Annotated in this window: 25 protein-coding genes; 15 read left to right on the top strand and 10 right to left on the bottom strand. The window is 49.8% G+C overall.

The window, feature by feature from the left end:
* Positions 1-164: 164 nt before the first annotated feature.
* A complete protein-coding gene (locus ACS5NO_RS12210; protein WP_439415406.1) occupies positions 165-626 on the top strand; it encodes an Lrp/AsnC family transcriptional regulator in 462 nt (153 codons plus the stop codon).
* Here ACS5NO_RS12210 and ACS5NO_RS12215 read toward each other — a convergent pair whose 3' ends face one another.
* The 3 genes from ACS5NO_RS12215 to ACS5NO_RS12225 all read right to left on the bottom strand — a co-directional run bounded on the left by ACS5NO_RS12215 (position 627) and on the right by ACS5NO_RS12225 (position 3,053).
* Positions 627-1,748 carry an NAD(P)/FAD-dependent oxidoreductase gene (locus tag ACS5NO_RS12215; RefSeq protein WP_439415407.1) on the bottom strand — a complete coding sequence of 374 codons (1,122 nt, stop codon included), beginning with the start codon at positions 1,746-1,748 and terminating at the stop codon, positions 627-629. It lies immediately after the preceding gene.
* 238 nt (positions 1,749-1,986) lie between these two features.
* Positions 1,987-2,523, bottom strand: a complete 537-nt coding sequence (locus ACS5NO_RS12220; protein ID WP_150874975.1) for a ferritin — start codon at positions 2,521-2,523, stop codon at positions 1,987-1,989.
* Between the two features lie 194 nt (positions 2,524-2,717).
* Positions 2,718-3,053 carry a hypothetical protein gene (locus tag ACS5NO_RS12225; RefSeq protein WP_439415408.1) on the bottom strand — a complete coding sequence of 112 codons (336 nt, stop codon included), beginning with the start codon at positions 3,051-3,053 and terminating at the stop codon, positions 2,718-2,720.
* Between the two features lie 202 nt (positions 3,054-3,255).
* On the opposite strand from ACS5NO_RS12225, the gene ACS5NO_RS12230 reads away from it, so the two are divergent.
* The 6 genes from ACS5NO_RS12230 (at position 3,256) to lepB (ending at position 8,932) form a co-directional block, all read left to right on the top strand.
* Positions 3,256-4,278, top strand: a complete 1,023-nt coding sequence (locus ACS5NO_RS12230) for an SPASM domain-containing protein (RefSeq protein WP_138994166.1) — start codon at positions 3,256-3,258, stop codon at positions 4,276-4,278.
* Between the two features lie 191 nt (positions 4,279-4,469).
* Positions 4,470-5,258, top strand: a complete 789-nt coding sequence (locus ACS5NO_RS12235; protein ID WP_114409618.1) for a ParA family protein — start codon at positions 4,470-4,472, stop codon at positions 5,256-5,258.
* A gap of 23 nt (positions 5,259-5,281) precedes the next feature.
* Entirely contained in the window at positions 5,282-6,199 is a 918-nt protein-coding gene (locus tag ACS5NO_RS12240) for a ParB/RepB/Spo0J family partition protein (RefSeq protein WP_439415409.1), read from the top strand.
* Positions 6,200-6,285: 86 nt separating this feature from the next.
* Positions 6,286-6,963 carry a DUF5683 domain-containing protein gene (locus ACS5NO_RS12245; protein WP_439415410.1) on the top strand — a complete coding sequence of 226 codons (678 nt, stop codon included), beginning with the start codon at positions 6,286-6,288 and terminating at the stop codon, positions 6,961-6,963.
* Positions 6,964-6,982: 19 nt separating this feature from the next.
* The gene (gene dapB / locus ACS5NO_RS12250) at positions 6,983-7,711 is read left to right on the top strand and encodes a 4-hydroxy-tetrahydrodipicolinate reductase (protein WP_439415411.1); all 729 of its coding nucleotides are present in this window, start codon (positions 6,983-6,985) and stop codon (positions 7,709-7,711) included.
* An 84-nt stretch (positions 7,712-7,795) separates the two neighbouring features.
* The gene (gene lepB / locus ACS5NO_RS12255; RefSeq protein ID WP_439415412.1) at positions 7,796-8,932 is read left to right on the top strand and encodes a signal peptidase I; all 1,137 of its coding nucleotides are present in this window, start codon (positions 7,796-7,798) and stop codon (positions 8,930-8,932) included.
* A 130-nt stretch (positions 8,933-9,062) separates the two neighbouring features.
* Here the strand turns inward: lepB and ung are convergent, their stop codons facing one another.
* Complete coding sequence (ung, locus tag ACS5NO_RS12260) at positions 9,063-9,728, bottom strand: uracil-DNA glycosylase (protein WP_439415413.1); 666 nt, start codon at positions 9,726-9,728, stop codon at positions 9,063-9,065.
* 179 nt (positions 9,729-9,907) lie between these two features.
* Here ung and apaG point away from each other — a divergent pair, with 179 nt between their 5' ends.
* The 3 genes from apaG to ACS5NO_RS12275 are packed head-to-tail and all read left to right on the top strand — an operon-like array spanning position 9,908 to position 12,501.
* The gene (gene apaG / locus ACS5NO_RS12265; RefSeq protein WP_114409612.1) at positions 9,908-10,294 is read left to right on the top strand and encodes a Co2+/Mg2+ efflux facilitator ApaG/CorD; all 387 of its coding nucleotides are present in this window, start codon (positions 9,908-9,910) and stop codon (positions 10,292-10,294) included.
* A gap of 40 nt (positions 10,295-10,334) precedes the next feature.
* Complete coding sequence (locus ACS5NO_RS12270; protein WP_439415414.1) at positions 10,335-11,108, top strand: O-methyltransferase; 774 nt, start codon at positions 10,335-10,337, stop codon at positions 11,106-11,108.
* Positions 11,109-11,115: 7 nt separating this feature from the next.
* Positions 11,116-12,501 carry a monooxygenase gene (locus ACS5NO_RS12275; RefSeq protein WP_439415415.1) on the top strand — a complete coding sequence of 462 codons (1,386 nt, stop codon included), beginning with the start codon at positions 11,116-11,118 and terminating at the stop codon, positions 12,499-12,501.
* Positions 12,502-12,647: 146 nt separating this feature from the next.
* Here ACS5NO_RS12275 and ACS5NO_RS12280 read toward each other — a convergent pair whose 3' ends face one another.
* The 3 genes from ACS5NO_RS12280 to ACS5NO_RS12290 form a co-directional block, all read right to left on the bottom strand.
* Positions 12,648-14,534 (bottom strand): DEAD/DEAH box helicase, encoded by a 1,887-nt coding sequence (locus tag ACS5NO_RS12280; protein WP_439415416.1) that lies wholly within the window; start codon positions 14,532-14,534, stop codon positions 12,648-12,650.
* 390 nt (positions 14,535-14,924) lie between these two features.
* The gene (locus ACS5NO_RS12285; RefSeq protein WP_439415417.1) at positions 14,925-16,271 is read right to left on the bottom strand and encodes an anthranilate synthase component I family protein; all 1,347 of its coding nucleotides are present in this window, start codon (positions 16,269-16,271) and stop codon (positions 14,925-14,927) included.
* Positions 16,271-17,230, bottom strand: a complete 960-nt coding sequence (locus tag ACS5NO_RS12290) for an NYN domain-containing protein (protein ID WP_439415418.1) — start codon at positions 17,228-17,230, stop codon at positions 16,271-16,273. The genes ACS5NO_RS12285 and ACS5NO_RS12290 overlap by 1 nt, the downstream gene beginning before the upstream one ends.
* A 254-nt stretch (positions 17,231-17,484) precedes the next feature.
* On the opposite strand from ACS5NO_RS12290, the gene hisB reads away from it, so the two are divergent.
* Together hisB and ACS5NO_RS12300 are read left to right on the top strand one after the other, a co-directional pair.
* A complete protein-coding gene (gene hisB / locus ACS5NO_RS12295; protein WP_439415419.1) occupies positions 17,485-18,609 on the top strand; it encodes a bifunctional histidinol-phosphatase/imidazoleglycerol-phosphate dehydratase HisB in 1,125 nt (374 codons plus the stop codon).
* A gap of 439 nt (positions 18,610-19,048) precedes the next feature.
* On the top strand, positions 19,049-19,489 hold the full coding sequence (locus ACS5NO_RS12300) for a hypothetical protein (RefSeq protein ID WP_439415420.1): 441 nt from the start codon (positions 19,049-19,051) through the stop codon (positions 19,487-19,489).
* A gap of 88 nt (positions 19,490-19,577) precedes the next feature.
* Here ACS5NO_RS12300 and radC read toward each other — a convergent pair whose 3' ends face one another.
* The 3 genes from radC to ACS5NO_RS12315 all read right to left on the bottom strand — a co-directional run bounded on the left by radC (position 19,578) and on the right by ACS5NO_RS12315 (position 21,162).
* Complete coding sequence (gene radC, locus ACS5NO_RS12305) at positions 19,578-20,273, bottom strand: RadC family protein (RefSeq protein WP_439415421.1); 696 nt, start codon at positions 20,271-20,273, stop codon at positions 19,578-19,580.
* A 119-nt stretch (positions 20,274-20,392) separates the two neighbouring features.
* A complete protein-coding gene (rpsT, locus tag ACS5NO_RS12310; RefSeq protein ID WP_114409604.1) occupies positions 20,393-20,656 on the bottom strand; it encodes a 30S ribosomal protein S20 in 264 nt (87 codons plus the stop codon).
* Between the two features lie 104 nt (positions 20,657-20,760).
* Entirely contained in the window at positions 20,761-21,162 is a 402-nt protein-coding gene (locus tag ACS5NO_RS12315) for a Dabb family protein (RefSeq protein ID WP_439415422.1), read from the bottom strand.
* Between the two features lie 153 nt (positions 21,163-21,315).
* On the opposite strand from ACS5NO_RS12315, the gene ACS5NO_RS12320 reads away from it, so the two are divergent.
* The 3 genes from ACS5NO_RS12320 (at position 21,316) to ACS5NO_RS12330 (ending at position 24,708) form a co-directional block, all read left to right on the top strand.
* Positions 21,316-22,257 (top strand): zinc dependent phospholipase C family protein, encoded by a 942-nt coding sequence (locus tag ACS5NO_RS12320; RefSeq protein WP_439415423.1) that lies wholly within the window; start codon positions 21,316-21,318, stop codon positions 22,255-22,257.
* A 96-nt stretch (positions 22,258-22,353) separates the two neighbouring features.
* Entirely contained in the window at positions 22,354-23,541 is a 1,188-nt protein-coding gene (locus ACS5NO_RS12325; protein WP_439415424.1) for a class I SAM-dependent rRNA methyltransferase, read from the top strand.
* A gap of 30 nt (positions 23,542-23,571) precedes the next feature.
* Positions 23,572-24,708: an FG-GAP repeat domain-containing protein gene (locus ACS5NO_RS12330; RefSeq protein ID WP_439415425.1), complete on the top strand. Its 1,137-nt coding sequence runs from the start codon at positions 23,572-23,574 to the stop codon at positions 24,706-24,708.
* The last annotated feature ends 40 nt before the right edge of the window (positions 24,709-24,748 follow it).

The following is a 24,748-nucleotide window of genomic DNA, read 5'->3' on the forward strand; positions in this document are numbered from 1 at the left end:
TGCGGTTGTGGTTGGTATTGATTGGATGCACAAAGGTATGAATTGCCAAACAGATTTCTGATTCTATAACTCTTTTTGGGAAATACTGTTTACTTTTCGTAGTATAGAAGGAAATAATTTGGTGACGAGCCTGTCGAACAGCTTTGTAAAGAAAAAATTCCGTCATGACGCAGGTAGACAAGATTGACCGGCAGATATTGTCCCTTTTACAGGACAATGCACAACTCACGATTCAGGAGATCGGCCAGCGGATCAACCTCTCAAAATCGCCCGTTCACGAACGCATTAAACGGCTTGAACGTGAAGGAATTATTGAGAAATATGTGACGCTGCTGAACAAGAAAAAGCTGGGTCACCTGCTGGTGGTTTTTTGTCACGTCACGCTCGACAAGCAAACCCGCGACACCTTCGTGGAGTTTAATCTGGCCATTGCCCAACTCCCGGAAATCATGGAATGCAACCTGGTGTCGGGAACGTTTGATTACCTCCTGAAAGTGGTAGTTCATGACATGGAGACCTACAACCGGTTTTACCAGGAAAGGCTTTCGGTAATTCCCGGGATTCTGAACATCAGCAGCTTTTTCGTGATGTCGGAAGTGAAAAATACGACGGTGATTCCGGTTTGACTATTTTTCGACCGCGATAACCTCCCCGTGCGTCTGCCGAATCACTGCCCGCAACAGCGGTTTGAACGCACCGAAAACCAAAACCGCAGCTTCCGACAGCCACCGATCACCGAAAAGCCGCTGTACGGTTCGGCCTACCCACAGCCGCCGGGCAAACCGGGCCGACCATTCCGATTGATACCGTTGTTCCAGTTCGTTGCGCGAGAATTGCCCGTTTAAATACCTCGATGAGAGTTCACTAACCAGTTTGCCACTGTGGATGGCTAATGCCATGCCGTTGCCGCAGAGGGGCGTAATCAGCCCCGCCGAGTCACCCGCCATCAGGATGTGCTGCTCGACGGCGCGTTTGGGGGCAAACGAGAATTCGTTGATGACTTCCGGTTTTTCGTATAAAAATTCGGCATTTTCATAAATGCGTTTCAAATGGGGATTCTGAAACAAAACGGCCCGCTCCATCGCCGGAATGTTGCCGAAAGGGCGGAGATTCTCGCGCGTCGTCAGGTAGCAAAGGCAAAACTTCCCGTCTTCGATGGCCGACAAACCGCAATACCCGTCCTGGAAATTATGCAGCGCAATGGTATCAAGTGGAAAGTCGGTCCGGATATGATACTTCACGCCGAGGTACGGCGACGGTTTTTGCATGAACGGCCGCTGCAATTGCCGGTCGATTTTGGATCGTTTGCCATACGCACCAATCACCAACCGGCTGGATAAGACCTGTCCATCGTTTATTTCAACTGTAAACTGATTGGAGGCAAAGGTGACATTTTCAACCTGTTTGCCCAGTAAAAACCGGATGCCAGCCGTCTGACCCAGCGTAAACAGGGAATGGTCCAGGACGTAGCGACTCACACCAAAACCGCCCGAATCCAGCGTTGTTTCCAGCCATTGGCCCGAAGGAGAGCTGAACTGAAACCGGTCAATGTGAGTGGCCCCCAGACCCTTCAAATCAACGCCCAGCGACTCGATATAAGGCCGAACTTCATTGGAGACGTATTCGCCACAGACTTTGTGAAAAGGGTACGTTTTTCGCTCGACAATCGCAACCTGATAGCCCGCCCGGGCCAGTTCCAGCCCGCTGACCAATCCAGCCAGCCCTCCTCCGATAATGATGACATCCATGCCTCAGGCTGGTTCGTATGCAATGGGTTGTTGAATGGAAATGGTAAAGATAGCGAATCGAAGTGGCCAATAATCGGAATCAGGCAAGGAACAGCAGGGTGATTAATCCCTCTTTCCCGTTTTAAATCCCGTTTTTGGCCGGGTTAATAAAACAGAATAAAAAAGAAAACCCGGATGGGTTAAATCCGGGTTTATACAATTTAGTAAGAAGCTATAGGAAGAAAGCAACGCATACAACTTATTGCGCTTCAACGTCGCCGTAGGTAATTTTCGGAATGGCTTTATCGATCATATAACGACCCACGCCTTCTTCACCAATGACATCGAATAATTCGACCGCCCGACGTGCTACGTATTCTTCTTCGATTTGTTCTTTCACGAACCACTGCATGAATTGATCAGTCGCGAAATCGTTCAACTGACGGGCTTGGCCCACAATGCGGTTGATCGAGTTGCTAACCGCAATTTCCTGTTGCAGAGCCAGTTCGAACACATCGCGGAAACCGTCGAATTCTTGCGGAACGTTGGTTACTTCGGGAGAAATGGCGTGACCACCCATATCAGAAACATAGTTGAAAAGCTTCAGCATATGATTCCGTTCTTCGTTGGATTGCTTATAAAAATAACCGGCGCTAAAGTCAAAACCGTTGCGATCACACCAGGCAGCCATCGACAAATAAATGGCCGAAGAGTGTGCTTCCATTTTTATCTGTTCGTTGAGAATCCGCTCAATTTCTTCTTTCAGCGACGTTCTCATTCTCACTAAATCTTTCATTGTTGTATCAGTTTTTGGTTCTTGACCAGATGGATGGATTTGCCTTTTCTGTTACAAGAATACTGATTTCAACCGGAAAAAGTTTTGAGTCTACAAAATTTGGAAACAGTCTAATTGCAGTGATTGAGCACTTTAAGAAGGAAAGCGACGTAATACGGAATGAATGTCCGGGAAACCAATCTGGTGATGGTCGGTCAATAGACCAGCGAGCTGTAAATGCGTTCGTTCAGAAGGGTGTTGAGGTCGAGGACGAAACGGGTGCCGGCCAGCAGGTCGCGGAGGGCAATGAGGTCACAGAGACTCAGAACAAAAAGATGGCCGGTGCGGGGCGCATCGATGATTTCGACGTCGTAGGCATCGTCGGTATTGAAGATCATCGTGTGAATATCCACCGAATCAACCCGCTTCTTGAATGTCAAAAAATCGGAAATCCGGAGCGAAACGCGCGCTTCACCGAACTGAATGATGATCCGATTGGTTGTATCGCATTGGTAGGTTGCGCCTTTGGCGCTTGCAAATAGTTCAGTCAATGGAAGGGTATTCGACACGGATGATACAAAAGAAATCGTTGAAAACCAGATTGCGATGCGTTTGACTCCGTAAAAGTACAATTGGATTGCAGACGTGTCAAGTTTATTTGAAACAATTCTAAATAAATTTGTTTTCATATTTCATAAAATAGTAACCATTGGACCGATAGCCTACCTTTGTTCCACATCTTGATGAATCCGCATGAATCGTAATATTTCCGACGGCTTAAATTTTTTCTCGAAAGTAACCCCCAAACGTGCCTGGAACGCACTGAAAGTATTGTCGAGTTATTACGAATCGAAGTGGACCGGCAAAGCGGTTCACCGGGGTTCGCCGATTGCCATTTCGTTTGAACCCACCACCTCGTGTAACCTCCGCTGCCCCGAGTGTCCGAGCGGTTTGCGGTCGTTTACAAGGCCGACGGGTATGTTACCGGCTGATCTTTTCAAGCAAACCATTGACGAAATTGCCGATACGCTGTTGTATCTGACGTTCTATTTTCAGGGCGAACCGTACCTGCATCCTGATTTCCTGAAACTGGTGGGCTATGCATCGCAGAAAGGAATTTATACCGGGACTTCGACCAATGCCCATTACCTGACGGATGCCAACGCCAAAAAAACCGTCGAATCCGGCCTGGATAGGCTGATCATTTCGATCGATGGTACTACGCAGGAAACGTACCAGCAATACCGGGTGGGCGGGAAGTTGCACAAGGTGATCGAAGGCACGAAGAACATCATCAAGTGGAAGAAAGAACTGAAGTCGAAGACACCCCACGTGATTTTCCAGTTTCTGGTTGTCAAGCCCAATGAACACCAGATTGGGGAAGTGTACCAACTGGCAAAAGAACTGGGGGTGGACGAAGTGGGTCTAAAAACCGCCCAGATTTATGACTTCGAACACGGCTCCGATCTGATGCCGACCATCGATAAATATTCCCGGTACGAAAAGACGAACGATGGTACCTATGCCATCAAAAACGCGCTGGACGGACATTGCTGGAAAATGTGGCACTCCTGCGTCATTACCTGGGACGGTCTGGTGGTGCCCTGCTGTTTCGACAAAGACGCCCATTACCGGCTGGGTGACCTGAAGGAACAGACGTTTACGCAATTGTGGAGCAGCGAACCGTACCGGCAATTCCGGCAGACGCTCATCCAGTCGCGCTCCGGCATTGAAATGTGTAAGAATTGCACGGAAGGGACGCAGGTGTGGGCTTGATCACAATTAAATAATACGACCGGAAACCGGAATGGGTAAGGGGCTAGACAGTCAGACGGTTAGCGTCTGGATTGATCCGGTTTGTCTGCCCGTCATTTTTTCATCCGTGAAACATTTTCAAAAAATCCGTGAAACGTTCCTTGCTTTAGAATAACCATCTATAGATATTTGGGTCTGTAACGAACAAACCCATGGGTAAAGTTATTGCTATTGCCAACCAAAAGGGGGGCGTCGGAAAAACCACCACCACGATCAATCTGGCAGCCAGTCTGGCGGCTCTCGAGTTTCGAACCCTGATTGTCGATGCCGACCCACAGGCCAATTCCACGTCGGGTCTTGGTTATAATCCGAAAGAAATTGAGAACAGCATTTACGAGTGCATGATTGAAGATATTCGCACCCGGGATGCCATCATCCAAACCGATTTTCCGAATCTTGACTTGCTGCCGTCGCACATCGATTTAGTCGGGGCCGAAATTGAGATGATCAATCTCAAAAACCGGGAGGAGAAAATGAAGGAGGCTTTGTATGATGTGAAAGATGAGTATGATTTTGTCATCATCGACTGCTCGCCATCCCTGGGTCTGATTACCATCAACAGCCTGACAGCCGCCGACTCCGTGATTATTCCGGTTCAGTGCGAATATTTTGCCCTGGAAGGACTCGGTAAATTGCTGAATACCATCAAGATCATTCAATCGCGGCTCAACACGTCGCTGGCCATCGAAGGCATTCTGCTCACCATGTACGATCTGCGGGTTCGCCTGTCCAATCAGGTGGTTGGCGAAGTCACGGCCCACTTCCAGCAAATGGTGTTCAACACCATCATCCCGCGCAACATTCGGCTGAGTGAATCACCCAGCTTCGGATTACCGGTTCTGGCGCAGGATGCCGACAGCAAAGGAGCCATCAGTTATCTGAATCTCGCCCGCGAAATTCTGATTAAAAATGGCCGGTTGCCGCAGGATCAGACCGTATAATATCCAACCCGAATTTAGCAGCCATGGATAATACGAACGCAAAAAGTAATCCGAAGAAAATGATAGGTCTGGGTCGTGGGTTAGGAGCCTTATTGCATGACAGTGACCAGGTAAATCGTCCCAGCAAACCGTCGCCGTATGAGTCGATCTCAACGATGACGGAAATCAGCGTCAACCACGTTGAAACCAATCCCTTTCAGCCCCGAACCCGGTTCGATGAAGAGGCTTTGATGGAGTTGGCGGAGTCGATCCGGGTCCAGGGAATTATCCAGCCCATCACGGTTCGGCAACTGGGCCGCGACCAGTATCAGTTGATTGCCGGTGAACGGCGGTTGCAGGCATCCCGCCTGATTGGGCTGACGCACGTACCGGCCTACGTTCGGCAGGCCAACGACCAGCAGATGCTGGAAATGGCCCTGATCGAAAACATTCAGCGTGAAAACCTGAATTCAATTGAAATTGCCCTGAGCTACCAACGTCTCATCACGGAATGTAATCTGAAACAGGAAGAACTGGGCGCCCGGGTTGGGAAAAACCGGACGACGGTGAACAACTACATCCGTTTGCTGAAATTACCGCCGGTGATACAGGCGGCTTTGCGCGATACGAAGATTCAGATGGGACACGCCCGGGCCATTATCAACGTCGACAATCCGGATATTCAGATTAAACTTTTCAACCGGCTGATTGAGGAAGACTGGTCGGTTCGCCGGGTGGAGGAAGCCGTGCGCGGCCTTTCAACAACCCCTGAAAACGAACCCGAACGCCGGTCAACACCCTACAAGCAGGAGATTCGGGGGTTGCAGTTCAAACTCTCGTCCATGTTTGGAACGAAAGTGTCTATCAAGGCCGATGACAAGCACAAGGGTGAGATCAAAATTCCGTTTACTTCCCAGGACGAAATGAACCGGATTCTGGAAGTGCTGAATTACAAGGCATAAAAAAAGTTAATTTCCTGAAATCCGGTGGCGGGTCGGATGCGTACTACGTTAGTATACGGACAATCTGCACTGAAAACACTTGGAAGATGGAAACAGGATACCCGGTACGGTTACGAATGGAGTGGAAAAAATACGTTTGGGTGGGCATGCTGATCCTGCTGGGTACAGCGGCACGCGGGCAAACGCCCGCTGGTGCAGTTCCGAACGTACAGACGCAGCCGGTTTTGGTGGATTCCGTTCGCGGACTGGCCACGGCTGATACGATTTCGCTGACGCCGAAGCAGAATGCCAAAATCAGAAAGATTGTACCAAGAACCGCCACGATTCGCTCGGCCATCTTGCCGGGACTCGGCCAGATTCACAACGGCCACTGGTGGAAAGTACCGATCATTTACGCCGGGTTTGGAACCATGCTGTATTTTTCCCAGTACTACAGTGGTGAATACCGAATGTATCGCGATTACGGCATTAAGGCCAATTATTCGCCCGGTCAGGAAACTGAGGTGCCGGGCTATTCACGGAAAATAACCGTGGCCGAACTGGAACGGGCGGCTCGCTCCGTTGCGCGGTACCGGGATTATAACTACTTGGGGATCGGTCTGTTATGGGGTGTGAATGTCATTGAAGCCAACGTGACGGCCCATTTGAAAACATTCGATATTTCGGAAGACCTGACGATGAAAGTGAAACCCGGTTTGCTGATGCCCGTCATTGGCATAATGCCGGTTCCGGGAATCCGGGTTGCTTTCCAGTTTAAAAATTGAAGCCAGAACGATTACCTGAATGAAGATTTTATTACTCGGATACGGCAAAATGGGTAAAACCATCGAGCAGATTGCGCTGAACCGGGGGCACGAAATTGCGGGTCGGATTGATGTGAATAACCGCGCCGATCTGGATGCTTTAGGGAAGGACGACGTCGATGTCGCCATTGAATTCAGTTCGCCGGAAGCCGCGCTGGATAACGTGCGGGATTGTTTGAAACGCGGTTGGCCGGTGGTTTGCGGCACAACCGGCTGGTTGGAATACCGGACGGAAATTGAAGAACTATGCCGACAGCAACACGGGGCGTTTTTTTACGCATCGAACTATAGCATTGGCGTTAACCTGTTTTTCCGGCTCAACAAAATGCTGGCCCGGTTTATGAAGGGCTATCCGTCATACCACGTTTCGATGACCGAAGTGCATCATACCGAGAAAAAGGATGCACCGAGTGGAACGGCCATTACGCTGGCGGAAGGCATCATTGAACAGATCCCGACCAAAAAACGCTGGGTCAATGATGCTGACAGTCAACCGGATGCGGTAGTTATTGAATCCTTACGGGAAGGCACGGTTCCGGGAACCCACGTGGTTCGGTATGACTCGGATGTGGACACCATCGAAATCAAACACGTTGCCTACAGCCGGCAGGGCTTTGCGCTCGGCGCCCTCACCGCCGGGGAATGGCTGGTGGGGAAAGAAGGCGTTTTTGGAATGGAAGATCTGTTGGGAGAAAGTAGTAATGTTTAATAATAAATGTTGAATGATGAATGTAAAAGTTGGAGAATCCAATAACTTTTACATTCATCATTTACTATTTGAAATTCATTTATCATGTCTGTCGTTAAAAACCAGGAAACCGCCACCCGGCGCACTGTCAAGAATAAATCGCCGTTCCGTGAGTGGATTGATTCCATTGTCTTTGCGGTGGTTGCGGCTACGCTGATTCGCTGGCTATTCATGGAAGCATTCACGATTCCGACGCCTTCGATGGAAAAAAGTCTGCTGGTCGGCGATTTTTTGTTTGTCAGTAAACTCCATTATGGAACCCGCACCCCGAAAACCCCTTTGCAGGTTCCGTTGACGCACCAGAAAATCTGGGGGACCGACATACCGTCGTACCTCGACTGGATTCAACTGCCCCAATACCGTCTGCCTGGTTTCTCATCCGTCAAGCAGGGCGACGTTGTGGTATTTAACTACCCGCCCGAAGATTATCCGACCGATCTCAAAACCAATTACATCAAACGCTGCATCGGCGTTGCAGGTGATGTGCTGGAGGTGCGCGACCGCAATGTTTTCGTCAATGGTCAGGCGTTTCCCGATCCGGTAAAATCCGAAACGGAATATTTTCTAAAGACCGGTTCGGTGATCAGTGCCAAAGTGTTCAAGCGGTACGATATTACTGATTTTGAGCAAAGTACGGAAACGTTTAACGATACGATTGCCGCGAACGATGCCTCCGGCTACCGGATTCATACCACCCCGGAAACCGCAGCTCTGTTGAAGCAACAGGATTTTGTGCAAGGCATCGAAGCCCTGAGTTCGCCAAAAGGATCGGTCAACCCCTTCCAGCCGGTGTATCCGCAGTCGTCCCTGTTTCCCTGGAATGTCGATAATTACGGCCCGATTACGATCCCGAAAGAAGGCGCGACGATCCAACTGGACGAAAAAAATATTGCCTTGTACGGCCCGGTAATTCAAAAATACGAGGGTAACGAGAAGGTTGAGCTAGCCGAAAATTCCATCAAAATCGACGGCAAAGCCATCACGTCCTATACCTTCAAGCAGGACTACTACTTTATGATGGGCGATAACCGCCACAACTCCGCCGACTCACGGTATTGGGGCTTTGTGCCGGCCGATCACATTGTGGGTAAAGCGGTTTTCATCTGGATGTCGATCGACCCCAATCCGGAAAGCGTTCTGAATAAAATCCGCTGGAACCGCCTGTTCCGCATTATTGACTAACTAAAGCGGTACCATGGAATAATAAATGTAAAATGATGAATGTTAAATGTAAAAGTGCTGGATTGGAAACTACTTTTATATTTAACATTCATCATTTTACATTTATTATTCCTTCAACTTGAACAGTCGATTACCACTCAATTTCCTCGATTCCTTTGCTTTTTAAGTAGTCATTGGCCTGGCTGAAATGCCGGGTGCCAAACCAGCCGCCATAATTGGCTGCCATTGGCGAGGGATGTTTGGCTTTCAGAACCAGGTGTTTGCTACCGTCGATAATGGCCCCTTTCTTCTGGGCATAGGCACCCCAAAGCATAAAAACCAGGTTTTCTTTTTCGTCGGAAAGGTGCTGGATAGCGGCATCGGTAAACGTTTCCCAACCTTTGTTCTGATGAGAACCGGCCTGATTGGCCCGTACCGTCAGCGTGGCATTGAGCAGCAAAACCCCCTGAACCGCCCAGCGTTCCAGATTGCCGGATTTCGGAATCTCCGTACCCAGATCGTCTTTGATTTCTTTAAAAATATTGACGAGTGAGGGTGGTTTGGTGATACCATCATTGACCGAAAATGATAATCCGTTGGCCTGCCCTTCGCCGTGATACGGGTCCTGCCCTAAAATAACGACCTTGGTCTGATCAAACGGACATTTATCGAAAGCGTTGAAAATCAGTTTGCCCGGCGGATAGCAACGGTGCGTAGTGTATTCCAGGCGGACGAATTCGGCCAACTGGGGGAAATACGGTTTTTCAAATTCAGCTTGCAGCCGCTGCTGCCAGGAGGGTTCAATGACAACCTTCATATAAATGGTGTTTGAGATTCGGGTCAATTCGATCCGGTAAAAGATGGATACGCTCGGAACGTTTTTTTCGTTAGGCTGACAAAAGTAGGCGAAACCGAAAATAATCGATGCGCTTATTGGAATTATAAACTCTTAAATTTAATTTTCGTTTTAAGGGTATTTACCAACACGTAACTAAAATGATATCGGCAGTTACCGACGGCGTCAAGGTCAGTGTGATGACCGAATACCAACCGGAATATTCCAGTCCGTCACAGGCGCATTATGTCTTTACGTACCGAATTACCATCGAAAACGAAGGGCCATCGACCGTGCAATTATTGCGACGTCATTGGATTATTTACGATGCCCACGGCATGGCGCGGGAAGTGGAAGGCGAGGGTGTGGTTGGCCAGCAACCCATTCTGGAGCCGGGTGAAACGCACGAGTATGTTTCAGGCTGCAATCTGCGGTCGAGCCTTGGCAAAATGGGAGGAACCTATCTGATGGAACGGATTATTGACGGAAAGCAGTTTCGGGTCAATATTCCTGAATTTACAATGGTGGTTCCGTATCGTTTGAATTAATTATAGTCTGTTTTAAATCCGTGATAGCGGTTTTTGTTTCTTGATTCGTGCTTATCTGAAATTTCTCCTGAAGGCCGGCGATGCGCATTCCCTGCATTCGCCGTTTGTATTTGATCTATATTCCAGTCTCATTCGTCGCGACAACCCTGATGAGCCGCAATTTGCACCCATCCGGGCGTTGCAACAGCAGTTGTTGAAGGATACCGCTAAAATTCAGATCACGGATTTTGGGGCGGGTTCCCGCATCAATGCGTCGCGCGAACGGGCCATTCGGGATATTGCTAAAAATTCGCAGAAACCGGCGCGTTTCGGGCGGTTGATGTACCGGCTGATTCAACGGTTCCATTCGCAGACGATTGTCGATCTGGGCACCTCACTCGGCATCACAACACTGTATGAGGCCGTGGCGGCTCCCGGGGCGCAAATTCTGACTTTCGAAGGGTGTCCGCAAACCGCTGCCGTGGCCCGACGTAATTTTCAGCAGTTGAACCAACCGGCTATTGAAATCATAACCGGTAACATCGACACGACCCTGCCGGAACGGTTGAAGACGGTTTCTGCCATCGACTTCGCTTTTTTTGATGCCAACCACCGGTATGAACCGACTGTTCGGTATTTTGAAACCTGTCTTGCGAAGGCACATAACGATTCCTGTTTTATTTTTGACGATATTCACTGGTCGGATGAGATGGAGCAGGCCTGGGAGACGATCAAGGCGCACCCGGCGGTGACCATTTCCATCGATCTTTTTTACGTCGGCTTAGTCTTTTTCCGAAGCCAGCAGCCCAAACAGGATTTTGTTCTGAAGTTTTAACTGACTTATGCAACACCATTTCCATCCCTTTAAACTGAGTTTGCTCGGCGCTGTTGGTCTCAGCCTGCTGATTGCCTCCTGCGAAAAATCGGGTGACAAATCTGCCGATGACCCCGATCCGGCACCGGTGGTGACGAGTTTTGACCAACTGCAACGACGGATTTTGACGCCCACCTGTGCGGTTTCCGGCTGTCATTCGTCCGAAACCGACCCGACATTTGCGCAGCACAAACTGGTGCTGGCGGCCGACGTCGCCTACAAAAATCTGGTTGGCGTTGCGTCGACCAATGCAACGGCCAAAGCCAACGGATTACTGCGCGTAAAACCGTTCGCGGCCCTGGAGAGTCTGCTCTACCATAAAATCAATGCGGCTGCGAGTCACCACAGCGGGGCCAATTACGGAAACCCGATGCCACTAGGCAAAGAATTGTTGACGGTGGGTCAGATCGAGTTTGTGCGTCGCTGGATCGAAGCCGGGGCACCCCGTGAAGGAAGTGTCGTCGATTCCACTTTGCTGGATGACAAGACGCCCAGTACGCCGGCTGCAGAAGCTTTTGAAGGATTAAAGGTACCAGCGGCTACTGAGGGATTCCAGCTCAAACTGGACCCGTTTACCATCATTCCGAATTTTGAGCGGGAGTTGTTTATGCGGAAGTCGATTGGCAATACGCAGGATGTCTACGTAAACCGGTTCGAGGTGAAGATGCGGAACAACAGCCACCATTTTGTGATGTACAATTTCCGGAATAACCAGAACCTTCCGGCCCTGAATCAGATTCGGGATCTTCGAAATTCGGACAATTCGTACAACCTGCTGACGGCACTTTCGATGCAGAATCACGTCTATTTCATCGGTATTCAGGCACCTTATATCGACTATGCTTTTCCGGAGGGAACAGCCCTGTTAATACCGGCCAACACGACGATGGATTTTAATTCACACTATGTTAATAAATCCAACACTTCCATCACCGGCGAGGTGTTTGTAAACTTATATACGACCGATAAAGCCAAGGTGAAAAACGTGGTGAAGACCATGGATTTTACCAATAATGATTTGTCCATTCCGGCTAATAAACGCGTTACACTTTCCAAAACATTTTTGATGACCAAGCCGGTCAAAGTGCTGGTTTTGACTTCACATACGCATAAACTGGCGGAAAAATTTGTGATTAAGATCAAGGGAGGAGCGCGGGACGGCGAAGTGATTTATACGTCCACGAACTGGGAACACCCTGAAATTAAAACCTTTACTACCCCCATTTTATTGGCAAAAGGAGAAGGACTTATTTCAGAAATTACCTACAATAATACCACCGCCAAAGACGTCAGCTTCGGGCTAACCAGCGAGGATGAAATGGGGATTATTTTCGGGTATTATCTGGAAGATTAGTTTATTTGAGAATAAAGAAGGTAGAATAGAGAAGAAAGATTACTACTCTTCATATTCTTTCTTCTCTATTCTATCTTCTTTTCTCGACTACAAAAAAAGCCGCTCTGAATCCAGAGCGGCTTTTTTTGTAGTCATAATCTGACAACTTAGCGTGCGACTTCAATCTGAACGCGTTTGCCTTTGATCGTATTGCCTTCCATGACATCCACCACCCGATTGGCTACATCGCGGGGAACGTCAACGTAGGTATGTTTGTCAAAAATGTCGATGTGACCGATGCTGCTGCCCGGAATGTTGGCTTCGCCGGCGATGGCACCAACGATGTCGCCCGGACGGATGAAATCGCGACGACCGACGCTGACAAACAACCGGGTCATGTTCGCTTCCTGCTCGCGGGGTGCGCGGCTATCATCGCGTTCAAATTTGCGACCTTCTTCCCGGCCGCCGAAACGGGGGGTACGTTCCCGGTCACCAAAACGGCTTTCACCGCGGGTGCCGCGTTCACTGAACCGGCCGGGTCCTTCGCTGCGGCCACCACGATCACCAAAACGGGAACCGCTTTCTCCGCGACTCCGATCACCGAAGCGTCCGGTGCTTTCGCCCCGTCCACCGCGATCACCAAAGCGTGATCCGCCTTCTTTCCGTTCCCGACGGTCATCGTCATGGCCCAGATTCTGGTCAGAAAACTCGTTTTTCTCGATCCCCATTCCGCGTTTCACCAGAGCCGAAACGATTTGTTCGGTGGTAAAACCGGAGTGATGCAGGGCCGTCAGCAGATCGTCATATAGATTCAGATCGGTGCTGCTTTCGATGCTTTGTTTTACCTGCTCGATAAAACGGGCCTTGCGCAGTCCAACTATGTCTTCAAAGGACGGAATAACCCCTTTTTCAATCCGAACTTTGGTATAGTTCTGGATTTCGCGCAGCCGGTATTTTTCGTCTTTCCCCACCAGTGAGAAGGCTTTACCCGACTTCCCGGCACGGCCGGTCCGGCCAATCCGGTGTACGTAATATTCTTCGTCGAGGGGAATGTCGTAGTTAATAACGGCGTCCACGTTGTCAACGTCGATACCACGGGCGGCTACGTCGGTGGCGACCAGAATGTTGGTAACACCCGACCGGAATTTCGACATCACGTTGTTCCGTTGCGCCTGACGCAGATCACCATGCAAGCCTTCTGCTTGATAACCACGTACTTGCAGGTCTTCAACGATTTCATCGACGCGTTTCTTCTGATTACAGAAAACCAGCAGCAGGTTCAGGTTGTGCATGTCGATCAGACGGCACATCACTTCCACTTTGGCTTTCGGTTTCACTTCAAAGAAAACCTGCTCAATGTTCTGGGCGGTGAGTTCGTTCCGAACCACTTTTACCAGAACGGGATCTTTCTGGAAACGCTGGGTGATCGTCATGATCGGTTTCGACATCGTGGCCGAAAACAGAATCGTCTGACGTTCTTCCGGCATGTCTTCCAGAATGCTTTCGATGTCGTCACGGAAACCCATGTCGAGCATTTCGTCGGCTTCATCCAGAATCATCATCCGGACGTTGTCCAGCTTCAGCGTCCGGCGCTCCATGTGATCCATGACGCGACCCGGCGTACCGATTACGATGTGAACACCGGTTTTGAGCGACTTGATCTGGCGATCGATCGAATCGCCACCGTAGATGGCTTCGATGCGGATTCCTCTTTTAAATTTCGATAATTTACGGATCTCTTCCGAAACCTGAACGGCCAGTTCGCGGGTCGGACACAGAATCAGCACCTGCGGATGGCGTTCGGCCACATCAATCATATTGATAGCTGGAATACCAAAGGCTGCGGTTTTCCCGGTTCCCGTCTGGGCCTGACCAATTACGTCGCGACCGGCCAGAATGGGAGGGATGGCTTCGGCCTGAATGGGAGAGGGATGTACGAATCCCATTTCAGTAACCGCTTGTAAAATTTCATCTGAAAGGTTCAGATCGGCAAATGTCCGCTGTGGAATTCCAGGCGTAACAATAATTTCCTGTTCAATGATTTCAGGAGTCATAACTTGTAAGAGTTTTTAATAATGAAACTAATACAAGCGTTTATCGGCAGAAGTGCTCGTGCTGCACGGCCATGCAGGTCCGATTGCGAAAAATCGGCGTACGATACGTGAAAATTTGAGATACAAACGTGAAGGAACCCCCGAAAATGCCCAGCTTAGCCCAAAGTGAAACTTGATTCACCAATGCAATTGCCCCAACAGATGCGCCCAACGAATGTTAAACCCCTAACCGGTTGACATCCGTGCAGCTCTGTGGTAATAGAAAAAATCCCATGAAGAGTATCTTTTACAGAGATCGGACGGATGTCCGCTTGAAAACTGTTGCAAAAGTAAGGTATATTTTCGATAAATACAAGCCTGCTCTGTACTTAATTGTATTATTTTACGAAACTACTCTTGGAAAACCGCCCTTATCGCTTCTGCTTTCAGCAAACACTCTTCATATTCCTGCTGAGGGTCAGCGTCGTAGGTGATGGCACTTCCGACAGAAAATGAAACCGTGCCGGTGTCGGCGTTGTAGAAAATACTCCGAATCATGACGTTAAAGTCAAAGTCGCCGTCTGGTGTGATGAAACCGGCGGCTCCCGAATACAACCCCCGCCGACTCGCTTCGTATTGATCGATCAGTTCCATCGCCCGAACTTTGGGCGCGCCCGTCATGCTGCCCATCGGAAAGGCGTTGCGGATGGCTTCGGTAAAGGGCAAGTCGTTTAGGATGGTGGCCGAGACCGTCGAAATCATCTGAAACAACTGCTGAAACGGGTAAATACCAAACAATTCGTCCACCTGTACGCTGCCGGTTTCTGCACTTCGGGCCAAGTCGTTGCGGACCAGATCGACAATCATCAGGTTTTCAGCCTGCTCTTTTTCGCTACTGCGGAGTTGCTGCCGGAGCAGCGCATCTTGATCGGGGGTCGTTCCGCGCCGGGTGGTACCTTTGATGGGTTGGGAAATGAGCCGGTTGCCTTCTTTCTTCAAAAAGCGCTCGGGCGATGCGCCAATGACGTACTGATTTCGGATTCGCTGGAAATGCGAAAAAGGCATCGGCGAGCGTTTCGTCAAGTCGGAATACACCGTCTGCGGATCAATTTCGGTGTTTTCAATGAAAAACTCGATGCAGTAATTCAGTTCGTAAACCGTGCCGTCGATAATGTCCTGTTGAATCTGGCGAACAGTTTGGCGGTATTCGTCCGGCGAAACCCGGCTTTTTACCGGATTACTCCATTTGTTTTTCGGCGTGTCGGCTGACGTGGTTGTAGAATCGGCCAGAATCGCGGCAATCACCGCATCCGGGTTTCCCCACGAGCGAACGGTCAGGTGATCGTTGTCAAAATCGATGAGGTGGAGGGGCTGGAAGAAATAGATTTCTGGAAATCCGAGCGTGTTTTCATGCCGGCTGACCAGTGGCTCGATCCGGTTTTTTAGATCATAGCCAAAATAACCAATCAAAAAATCCGGATGTTGCTGGTGGTGCTGAAACAGCGTTTGGAACGGATTGGTGTCGGGCAGGAACGCAACCGGTCGATACACCCCGGCAGCCAACTGATTCGGAAAGCCCTGGTAGGGAAGGTCTACATTCGAAAGCGATGCCTGATTGTTGTTGAACAGCACAACATGATCATACTGGCTCAGAGCCCAGGCCAGCGCTTTTTTGGGCCAGAAGTCAACGGGCTTTTGGCCCGTTGACTCAAGCGGTATGGTACGTTCCTGACGAATGGTTCCGGCAGTGGGTGGCATTAGTTACTTTCCAGATGCACATCGATGGCAATGTCTTTGCTTTCGGCATTTTTCCCGATCCGGAATTTTACCTCGTCGTCAACCTGCAATTCGTTAAAATCGATGTCATTCAAACTCGTGTAGTGAAAGAACAGGTTATTGGGCGGGTAATTGATAAAACCGTACCCGTTTTTGAGGCTGCGAATGGTGCTGATTTTAAATTCGGAGGGGTCGGAATCATCGTCCTCGCTGTCGGAATAACTATCAAAACCATTGCCTGCCGGTACAGGGGCCGCGTTCCCGATCAGTACCCGGGCTGATTGTTTGACGAACAGATTCTGAATCAGCGGATCGTTTTTCCGAAGCCGCGTATCGATCATTTCGTGCATGGCGACGGGATACGAAACCTCGGCCAGCAAATCCTGCGAGGTTCGGGTCACCATTTTCTCGCCCTCGTCGTTGTAATACTCAAAATCCCAGCTCAGCACCATCAGGCGCGTTCCGAGCGTGTTGAGCTTCCGGATCAGCGGTACATAGTCGCCGTCGGCCGTGATGAGCACCACTACGTCAAATTTTTTGGAAATCGTCAGTTCGAACGTTTCGAGGGCGAGCCAGACATCGATGCCTTTTTCCTGCCGTGAGCCCTGAAAAGTTTTAACCGGCAGATAGTGTGTAACGACCCCCTCAGACATCAGAATGTCATCGAATAACCGATCATAGAAGAGTTGATTTCCGCGTTGGCTGGCTTCGTGGGCGTTCAGACGACCCCGGAAATAGTGTGCATCGACGATTTGACACAGGCGAAAATCCGTCTCCTCTTCTTGGGCAACCTGCGCCCGTATAAACTCATGTAAACCCGATATGCTGATACGGCTCCGTCTTTCGTGGGAGTAATTGTAATAATTGCTTACGTGAAGAAAATAGTTGCCATCATAAATTACTGCAATACGGGTTAGTTTGGAGGATTTTTCTGGGTGCATTTTTTTTACGGAATGGAAAAAATAAACGATATAAAACTACGATCTGAATAATAAAGGCAGGACCTGGCTTGCAAGTATCGTGCATTCTATTTTTGTACTAACCTGTAAGTGTGTTAGTTACGTATCTATTTTTAATATTTATCTAAAGATAAAATAGGTAGGGGAGTCTATTTGGGTACAATAGTAGTAAAAAAAAGCAGAAATGCCGTTCCAGTTGATGCATTCGCTACCTTTGCATACCACTAAAAAGCCTTATGAAGAAAGTTCTGTTCATTGACCGGGATGGTACCATCATCTTCGAACCTCAGCCCGACCAGCAGGTAGATTCGCTGGAAAAACTGGAATACATTCCGAAAGTGCTTTCCAATCTGCGCAAAATTGCCGAAGAAACCGACTTCGAACTGGTGATGGTTACCAACCAGGACGGTTTAGGAACGGCGGTTTTTCCGGAGGATACGTTCTGGCCTGCCCACTACAAAATGATGAAAACCCTGGAAGGGGAAAATATCCATTTCAAAGCCGTTCATATTGACAAGACGTACCCCCACGAAGGCGCATCGACCCGCAAACCCGGAATCGGTATGTTGACGGAATACCTGACGGAGGCCTATAACCTGCCGGAAAGCTACGTGATCGGTGACCGGCTGACGGATATTCAAATGGCGGTCAATCTGGGTGCCAAAGCCATTCTGATTGCTCCGCAGGACCCCACGGAAGGCATGACCGACGACATGCAGAAGGCCCTGGCGCTGTCGACCGACAACTGGGATCTGATTTATGAACTGCTGAAGTTACCGGCCCGGACGGCCGTTGTGGACCGCCATACCAACGAAACCCAAATCCACGTTGAACTGAATCTGGACGGGCGCGGTCGGGCTACGATCGAAACCGGTATTGGCTTCTTCGATCATATGCTCGACCAGGTGGCCCGTCACTCCGGTTCCGATCTGGTCATTCGGGTGAAAGGGGACCTCCATATTGACGAACACCATACGATTGAAGACACCGCTCTGGCGTTGGGCGAAGCGTATCGCAAAGCCCTGGGTGACAAACGGGGCATTAGCCGGTACGGTTTTTTGCTGCCGATGGATGAAGCCCTGGCCCAGGTGGGAATCGATTTCTCGGGACGCCCGTGGTTGGTGTGGGACGCTGATTTCAAAAGGGAGAAAATTGGCGAAATGCCAACGGAAATGTTCTTTCATTTCTTCAAGTCGTTTTCCGACGCGGCCCTCTGCAATCTGAACATCAAAGTGGAAGGGGAGAATGAGCACCACAAAATCGAATCGATCTTTAAAGCTTTTGCCAAATCGATCAAGATGGCCGTCAAACGCGATCTGAAAGAACTGGATACCCTACCGAGTACCAAGGGGGTACTGTAACCGGGCGGGAACGATTATTTGTAATAAAGTGATGGATTAATCGCTTTGCGTGTGCGCTTCCCGTTCAGTTTTTACTATTTTTGCGTCAACAATTCATAAACCGGTACTACTATGTTCATGACTATCGTAACCATCGTTTTTTATATTGTTTTATTAACTGCGGCATTCATTGCGGGTCGCTGGCTGGAAAACAAAGAACGGAAGTACTAAGACTCAGTTCGCAACCGTTTGTTGCAGGCTTTACCCGTCTCGGAACCCGCTGGCAGCATCATTCATATTTCATTGTTAAAAAGGGCCTGTTTAGGCCCTTTTTTATTGACCAGAACTATAGATTTGCGGTTTTTCAAGAATTGGGGTAGGTGAAAAAAAGCGAAAAAAATCAAAAAGGTTCCAACCATGGTTCCTGGAATGGGGTCATTCAGACAAACGATAACAACAAATGACACCATTTAAAAGTTTGTATGGATTCCTGCTGATCGGCTTGCTGGCAGCCGGTTGCGAGAAAGAGAATAAAGTAACGCCAACACCTGCCGAAGACGCTCAGGCCGTAACGGTGAAAGTGAACCAGTTGGCCCGGGTTAAACAGGATGTAACCCTGAATGTCGACAGCATTTCCGACAGCCGATGCCCTTACAATGCCAATTGTGTGTGGTTCGGGAACGCGCAGGTGAAGTTTACACTGAAAAGCGAAACGCAGTCTCAATCGGGCGAATTGTGCATCGGGCAGTGCGGAACCCAGTTGAAAAACCGCGATGTGATGACGGTTCAGTTGGGGACCGAAAACTATGAAGTAACGTTGTCGGACGTTCAGCCTTTTCCGGGAACCAAACCGGACGGCACCCCCAAAGAGGCCGTGATTACGGTAAATCTGAGAAAATAACCTGATAGGATCGAGTAGTTAGACGGTGACCGGTATGATTTTATGAATCGTACCGGTCTTTTTTTGGCTATCTTTTACCACAGCGGCCTCATAAAATTCCCTGGTCGGCAAAGCTCAAATACGACTGATCCGTAAAAATCAGATGATCGAGGATGGGAATATCGAGCAATCGCCCGGCGTCTTTCAGTTTTTTAGTTAGGTCCCGATCCGCCTGGGAGGCTGCCAGATTGCCGGAGGGGTGATTGTGAACCAAAATCAGGGCGCTGGCCAGTTGTTCGAGCGCGTGTTTGAAAATCAGCTTGGGGTCAGCCACCGTGCCCGAAACCCCGCCGGAACTGATCTGAACGGGCCGGATCACTTCGTTCGCGCGATTCAGCAGCAAAATCCAGAATTCTTCGTGTTGCTTGTCCAGCAGATGCGGTTTTATCTCTTCGTAGGCATCACGGGAACTGGTGATGCGCAACCGCAGCGGACGGTCCTGTTCTTTGCGCCGTCGGCCCAGTTCGAGTGCCGCAACGATGCTGATGGCTTTGGCTTCGCCAATGCCTTTGAACTTCGACAAATCCTTGACACTCAGCCGGGCCAGATCGTTGAGGTTATGGCCCACACTTTGCAGGATTACCTTCGCTACGTCGACGGCGGACAGATCGCGGGTGCCGGAACCGATGAGGATGGCAATAAGTTCGGCGTCGGAGAGCGCGGCCCGGCCTTTGAACATCAGTTTTTCGCGGGGGCGGTCTTCTTCCGCCCAGCTCCGGATTTTGCGGGAATTTTCGTAAGTCATGGTTCGGTGGGTGTGGAGGGGCAAAAAAAAACCTTACCTGAACGAAATCAGATAAGGTTTTTCTAACGTTTTTGTGCGTATTGACATACCGCCCGGGCGGTTTTCCAATACGAAATTAATTAAGCAGCAACAGCCAGTCCGTTGACGAGTTTCGCCAGTTTCGACTTGTTGTTAGACGCTTTGTTTTTGTGAATAATATTCCGCTTTGCCAGTTTGTCCAGCAGCGATGACACCGTTTTATACAATTCAGTTGCAGCCACCTTGTCGGTTGTTAGCCGCAAACGCTTGATCAGTGAACGGGTCGTTTTGTGTTGGAAACGGTTCAACAAACGTTTCTTTTCGTTTGCCCGGACCCGCTTCAATGCCGACTTATGATTTGCCATTGCTTATTAGTACAGTATACAGTTTCTCAGAAATATCCGCAAAAGTAGGGATTTACGAGAAACTATGCAAATTAATGTTGAATCACCGGAGTGATTCCGGCGGGTTACTGGCGTATATCTGAATTGATGGTGAATACCTTATCCCAACTTCCCTGATTATTTTTTACGAACTCCTGTTGCTTTTGGTTCTTGTTGAACGTCTCAATGTCAGCTTCGCTCTGGAAAGTGAGGTAGTGCATCACATCATACTCGGAAGAACTGCCGCTAACCCCGTTTAAAGTCTTCCCGGAGGTGTAAGAAATGATCTGAGGAATTTCATGCTTTAAAGCGGCAAACTCACGCATATGTTGCTCAATCGCTTCATTTTTAGTGCCTTCTTTGAATTTAAAGCAGACAATTTGCTGTTTTTGGGCTTTTCTGGCAGGTGAGTAGGCACCGTAGATAACAAGGCCAAAAACTCCGAAGAAGAAAAGAATTAGGCTGTAGCCAATGGATTTGCGTTTCATGATGATTGTGAAATTGATGTTATTCCAAATATTATTCTGAACAACACACTCTTTTATAAATAAAGTAGAAACTTTTCTTGTTAAAGTGCTATGTTTGAACAAAGGTATCGTATAAATATTTCGAATCAAGTATTTCTGTTGTTTTTTTTCGCAATGGTGGCCCATTCACGGCCGTTTGCAAAACCGCAATGGGGGTTTTACGCCCACAAGCGCATCAACCGGCTGGCGGTGTTTACCTTACCGCCGGAGATGCTGGCCTTTTATAAGAAGCACATCGACTACCTGACCGAGAACGCGGTCAACCCCGACAAAAGGCGGTATGCTGTTGCCGGAGAAGCACCCCGGCATTTCATCGACCTGGACGCTTATCCCGATACGACGAAGACCACCTTGCCGCGTTCCTGGAAGCAGGCTACGGAGCGCTATGGAGAAGATACCCTGGCCCTGCACGGAATTGTGCCGTGGCATATCCAATTGGCCAAATTTCAATTGACCGAAGCATTCAAGGCCCGCGACGCGAAACGCATCCTGAAAATTTCGGCCGACCTGGGCCATTACATTGCCGATGCGAATGTGCCACTGCATACCACCCGCAACTACAATGGCCAACTGTCGGGACAGCAGGGTATTCACGGTTTCTGGGAATCGAGACTACCGGAATTGTTCAGCACGGAATATGACTTTTTTACCGGTTCGGCCACCTATGTGACCTCACCCCAGAAAGCGGCCTGGCGGGCGGCTTTCGACGCCCATGCCGCGCTGGACTCGGTCTTGCGGTTTGAAAAAGAACTCACCGACCAGGTAGGCGAAACCCGGAAATACGGTTTTGAAGAGCGCAATGGCCAAACCGTGAAGGTTTATACCGACGATTTTTCCCGAAAATACCACGAACGTCTGCGCGGCCAGGTAGAGCGGCAGATGCGGGCGTCGGTTAAAATGGTCGGTGATTTCTGGTATACCTGCTGGGTGGATGCCGGACAACCCGATCTGGAAAAACTGGCAAAGGATGCCGCAACGGCTGTTGACGGAAAAGAGGAGACCGAAGAAAAACAGAGCTGGTGGAAACGCCTGTTCAATGTCCGACCGGAAGAGTAAGCCTGATTCGGGGTCGATGCTGACGAAAGTCCGGAGGGACGTAATGCCAATGGGCCGTGAATTTTGTAGTTTCGCCCATTCAACGAGTCAAAAAAAATGAATTTACCCAAAATATACCTGCGTCCCGGGCGTGAGGAAGCCATCCGTCGGTTTCATCCCTGGGTGTTTTCCGGAGCCGTGGTTAGGACCGAAGGCGAACCCCAGGACGGTGACGTGGTGGAAGTGCTGGACAAAAAAGGGACTTATCTGGCGACTGGCCATTTTCACAACGGCAGCATTCTGGTCCGCATTTTCTCTTTTCAGCCCGTTATTCCAGATGTTGCGTACTGGACCACGAAACTGACTGCCATTCGAAGCATCCGAACGGCCATTTTGCCGCCGGATACCAATTGTTACCGGCTGGTTCACGGCGAGGGTGACGGTTGTACGGGTCTGATCATTGACATCTACAACGGAGTTGCGGTTTTGCAGGCCCACTCCATCGGGATGCACCGCGAACGGAACCTGATTACGGAAGCACTGAAAAATGTGTTTGGAGAGCAACTCCTGGCCGTATATGACAAAAGTGCCGAAACGTTGCCCGACGACTATGCGGCCACCATCCAGAATGCCTACCGCTTTGGCCGGGCGGACGTGCCGCATGAGGTAATGGAAAACGGCCACCGGTTTCTGGTCGATTGGATCACCGGGCAAAAAACCGGTTTTTTCCTCGATCAGCGCGACAACCGGAAATTGCTGGCGCATTATTCCGCCGGGAAAAAGGTGTTGAACGCCTTCTGTTATTCGGGCGGTTTTTCCGTCTATGCGCTAAAGGCCGGGGCAACCCTGGTGCATTCCGTGGATGCTTCCCAGAAAGCCATCGACCTGACTAACCGCAACGTGGCCCTGAATTTTGGTGAAACCGAGGTGGCAAACCGGCACGAAGCGTATGCGGATGACGTGATGAAATACCTCCACGCCCACGACGATCAGTACGATGTGGTCGTGTTGGACCCGCCTGCCTACGCCAAGAGTTTGTCGGCGCGGCATCGGGCCGTCCAGGGCTACAAGCGGCTGAATACCGAGGGGTTGCGCCGGGTGGCAAAGGGTGGGATTCTTTTCACGTTTTCGTGTTCGCAGGTCATCGACCGGGAGTTATTCTACAATACCGTGGTGGCGGCTGCCATCGAGGCCGGGCGGCAGGTGCGCGTTTTGCACCATTTGAGCCAACCCGCCGACCATCCGGTCAATTTATTTCACCCGGAAGGCGGTTATTTGAAAGGATTGGTTTTGTGGGTTGAGTAATAAACCCAGATTATTTATAAACTTGCAGGCATGAAGATAAGTGTCCTATCCATCGCCCTGGCAGGTTGGGTTTCGCTGGCAACCGACTCCAGAGAGATTCAGTTTAGCCGCTATTTTGTGGCGGCCGAAAGCTACGAAACCGTGGGTGTCGTCGACATCAACAAGGATGGTCGCCCGGATTTGGTTTCGGGTGATTTCTGGTATGAAAACTCCGCTGATCCTAAGGCGCTTTTTCGCAAACGGTATTTGATTGGCAACCAGAAACGGTTCGATCAATATTATGATGACTTTTCGACCATTCCGCTGGACGTCAATGGTGATGGAAATGCCGACATTGTAACCGGCGGCTGGTTTGGTGAGAACCTGAAATGGCTCGAAAACCCCGGTATTGGTAAAAAGGATTTGTGGGCAGTTCACGACATCGGCAAAGTTGGCAATGTGGAAACCACCCGCGCCTGGGATGTCGACGGCGATGGCGTCATCGAAATCGTTCCCAACAATCCGAAGCATCCGCTGAAATATTTCAAACTGGAAAAAGGAGGCACGTTCAGGCAGGTCGACGTGGCCCCGACGCAGGATCACGGCCTGGGTCTGGGCGATGTGAACGGCGACGGTCGCAGCGATTTTATCGTGAGTAAAGGCTGGCTCGAAGCCCCCGCCGACCGAGAGAAAGGCCCCTGGACGCTCCATCCTGAATTTGATCTGGGCAAACAGGCCAGCGTTCCAATTCTGGTGGTCGATGTCAACGGTGACAAACGCAACGATCTGATTGTGGGGCAGGCACACGGCTACGGGTTGCACTGGTATGAACAAACCCTGGAAGGCGGCAAACGCGATTGGAAAAAGCACAGCATCGACGAAAAAGCATCGCAATACCACGTTCTGGAGTGGGCCGACCTTGACGGTGATAAAAAACCGGAACTCATTACCGGCAAACGCTACCGCGCTCATAACGACGGGGATGCCGGTGCTTACGATGACGTGGGACTTTATTACTTCACCTGGAACGGCAAGGAATTTATAAAGCATACCATTGCCTACGGGCAGCCGGGCAAAGGCAAGGGAACCGGTATATACTTCGCTCTCGCCGACCTGCGCGGTACCGGACGTTTAGACATTGTGGTTGCCGGCAAAGACGGTTTGGAGATTTTTTTCAACGAAAAGTAGGAGGGCTCTTTCAACCGGTTTGGGCTGAATTCTTTGAGGG

The organism is Larkinella fluvii (assembly GCF_051857545.1).
Taxonomy (GTDB): domain Bacteria; phylum Bacteroidota; class Bacteroidia; order Cytophagales; family Spirosomataceae; genus Larkinella.

Bases quoted from the DNA above. Each gene is read 5' to 3' on its own strand.
- ACS5NO_RS12275 (WP_439415415.1), top strand. From the start codon at position 11,116: ATGCAACACCATTTCCATCCCTTTAAACTGAGTTTGCTCGGCGCTGTT.
- ACS5NO_RS12320 (WP_439415423.1), top strand. From the start codon at position 21,316: ATGGTGGCCCATTCACGGCCGTTTGCAAAACCGCAATGGGGGTTTTAC.
- apaG (WP_114409612.1), top strand. From the start codon at position 9,908: ATGATATCGGCAGTTACCGACGGCGTCAAGGTCAGTGTGATGACCGAA.
- ACS5NO_RS12315 (WP_439415422.1), bottom strand. From the start codon at position 21,162: ATGAAACGCAAATCCATTGGCTACAGCCTAATTCTTTTCTTCTTCGGA.
- ACS5NO_RS12215 (WP_439415407.1), bottom strand. From the start codon at position 1,748: ATGGATGTCATCATTATCGGAGGAGGGCTGGCTGGATTGGTCAGCGGG.
- ACS5NO_RS12240 (WP_439415409.1), top strand. From the start codon at position 5,282: ATGGATAATACGAACGCAAAAAGTAATCCGAAGAAAATGATAGGTCTG.
- ACS5NO_RS12285 (WP_439415417.1), bottom strand. From the start codon at position 16,271: ATGCCACCCACTGCCGGAACCATTCGTCAGGAACGTACCATACCGCTT.
- ACS5NO_RS12330 (WP_439415425.1), top strand. From the start codon at position 23,572: ATGAAGATAAGTGTCCTATCCATCGCCCTGGCAGGTTGGGTTTCGCTG.
- radC (WP_439415421.1), bottom strand. From the start codon at position 20,273: ATGACTTACGAAAATTCCCGCAAAATCCGGAGCTGGGCGGAAGAAGAC.
- ACS5NO_RS12300 (WP_439415420.1), top strand. From the start codon at position 19,049: ATGACACCATTTAAAAGTTTGTATGGATTCCTGCTGATCGGCTTGCTG.
- ACS5NO_RS12325 (WP_439415424.1), top strand. From the start codon at position 22,354: ATGAATTTACCCAAAATATACCTGCGTCCCGGGCGTGAGGAAGCCATC.
- rpsT (WP_114409604.1), bottom strand. From the start codon at position 20,656: ATGGCAAATCATAAGTCGGCATTGAAGCGGGTCCGGGCAAACGAAAAG.
- hisB (WP_439415419.1), top strand. From the start codon at position 17,485: ATGAAGAAAGTTCTGTTCATTGACCGGGATGGTACCATCATCTTCGAA.
- ACS5NO_RS12245 (WP_439415410.1), top strand. From the start codon at position 6,286: ATGGAAACAGGATACCCGGTACGGTTACGAATGGAGTGGAAAAAATAC.
- ACS5NO_RS12220 (WP_150874975.1), bottom strand. From the start codon at position 2,523: ATGAAAGATTTAGTGAGAATGAGAACGTCGCTGAAAGAAGAAATTGAG.
- ACS5NO_RS12235 (WP_114409618.1), top strand. From the start codon at position 4,470: ATGGGTAAAGTTATTGCTATTGCCAACCAAAAGGGGGGCGTCGGAAAA.
- ung (WP_439415413.1), bottom strand. From the start codon at position 9,728: ATGAAGGTTGTCATTGAACCCTCCTGGCAGCAGCGGCTGCAAGCTGAA.
- ACS5NO_RS12280 (WP_439415416.1), bottom strand. From the start codon at position 14,534: ATGACTCCTGAAATCATTGAACAGGAAATTATTGTTACGCCTGGAATT.
- ACS5NO_RS12210 (WP_439415406.1), top strand. From the start codon at position 165: ATGACGCAGGTAGACAAGATTGACCGGCAGATATTGTCCCTTTTACAG.
- ACS5NO_RS12230 (WP_138994166.1), top strand. From the start codon at position 3,256: ATGAATCGTAATATTTCCGACGGCTTAAATTTTTTCTCGAAAGTAACC.
- ACS5NO_RS12290 (WP_439415418.1), bottom strand. From the start codon at position 17,230: ATGCACCCAGAAAAATCCTCCAAACTAACCCGTATTGCAGTAATTTAT.
- lepB (WP_439415412.1), top strand. From the start codon at position 7,796: ATGTCTGTCGTTAAAAACCAGGAAACCGCCACCCGGCGCACTGTCAAG.
- dapB (WP_439415411.1), top strand. From the start codon at position 6,983: ATGAAGATTTTATTACTCGGATACGGCAAAATGGGTAAAACCATCGAG.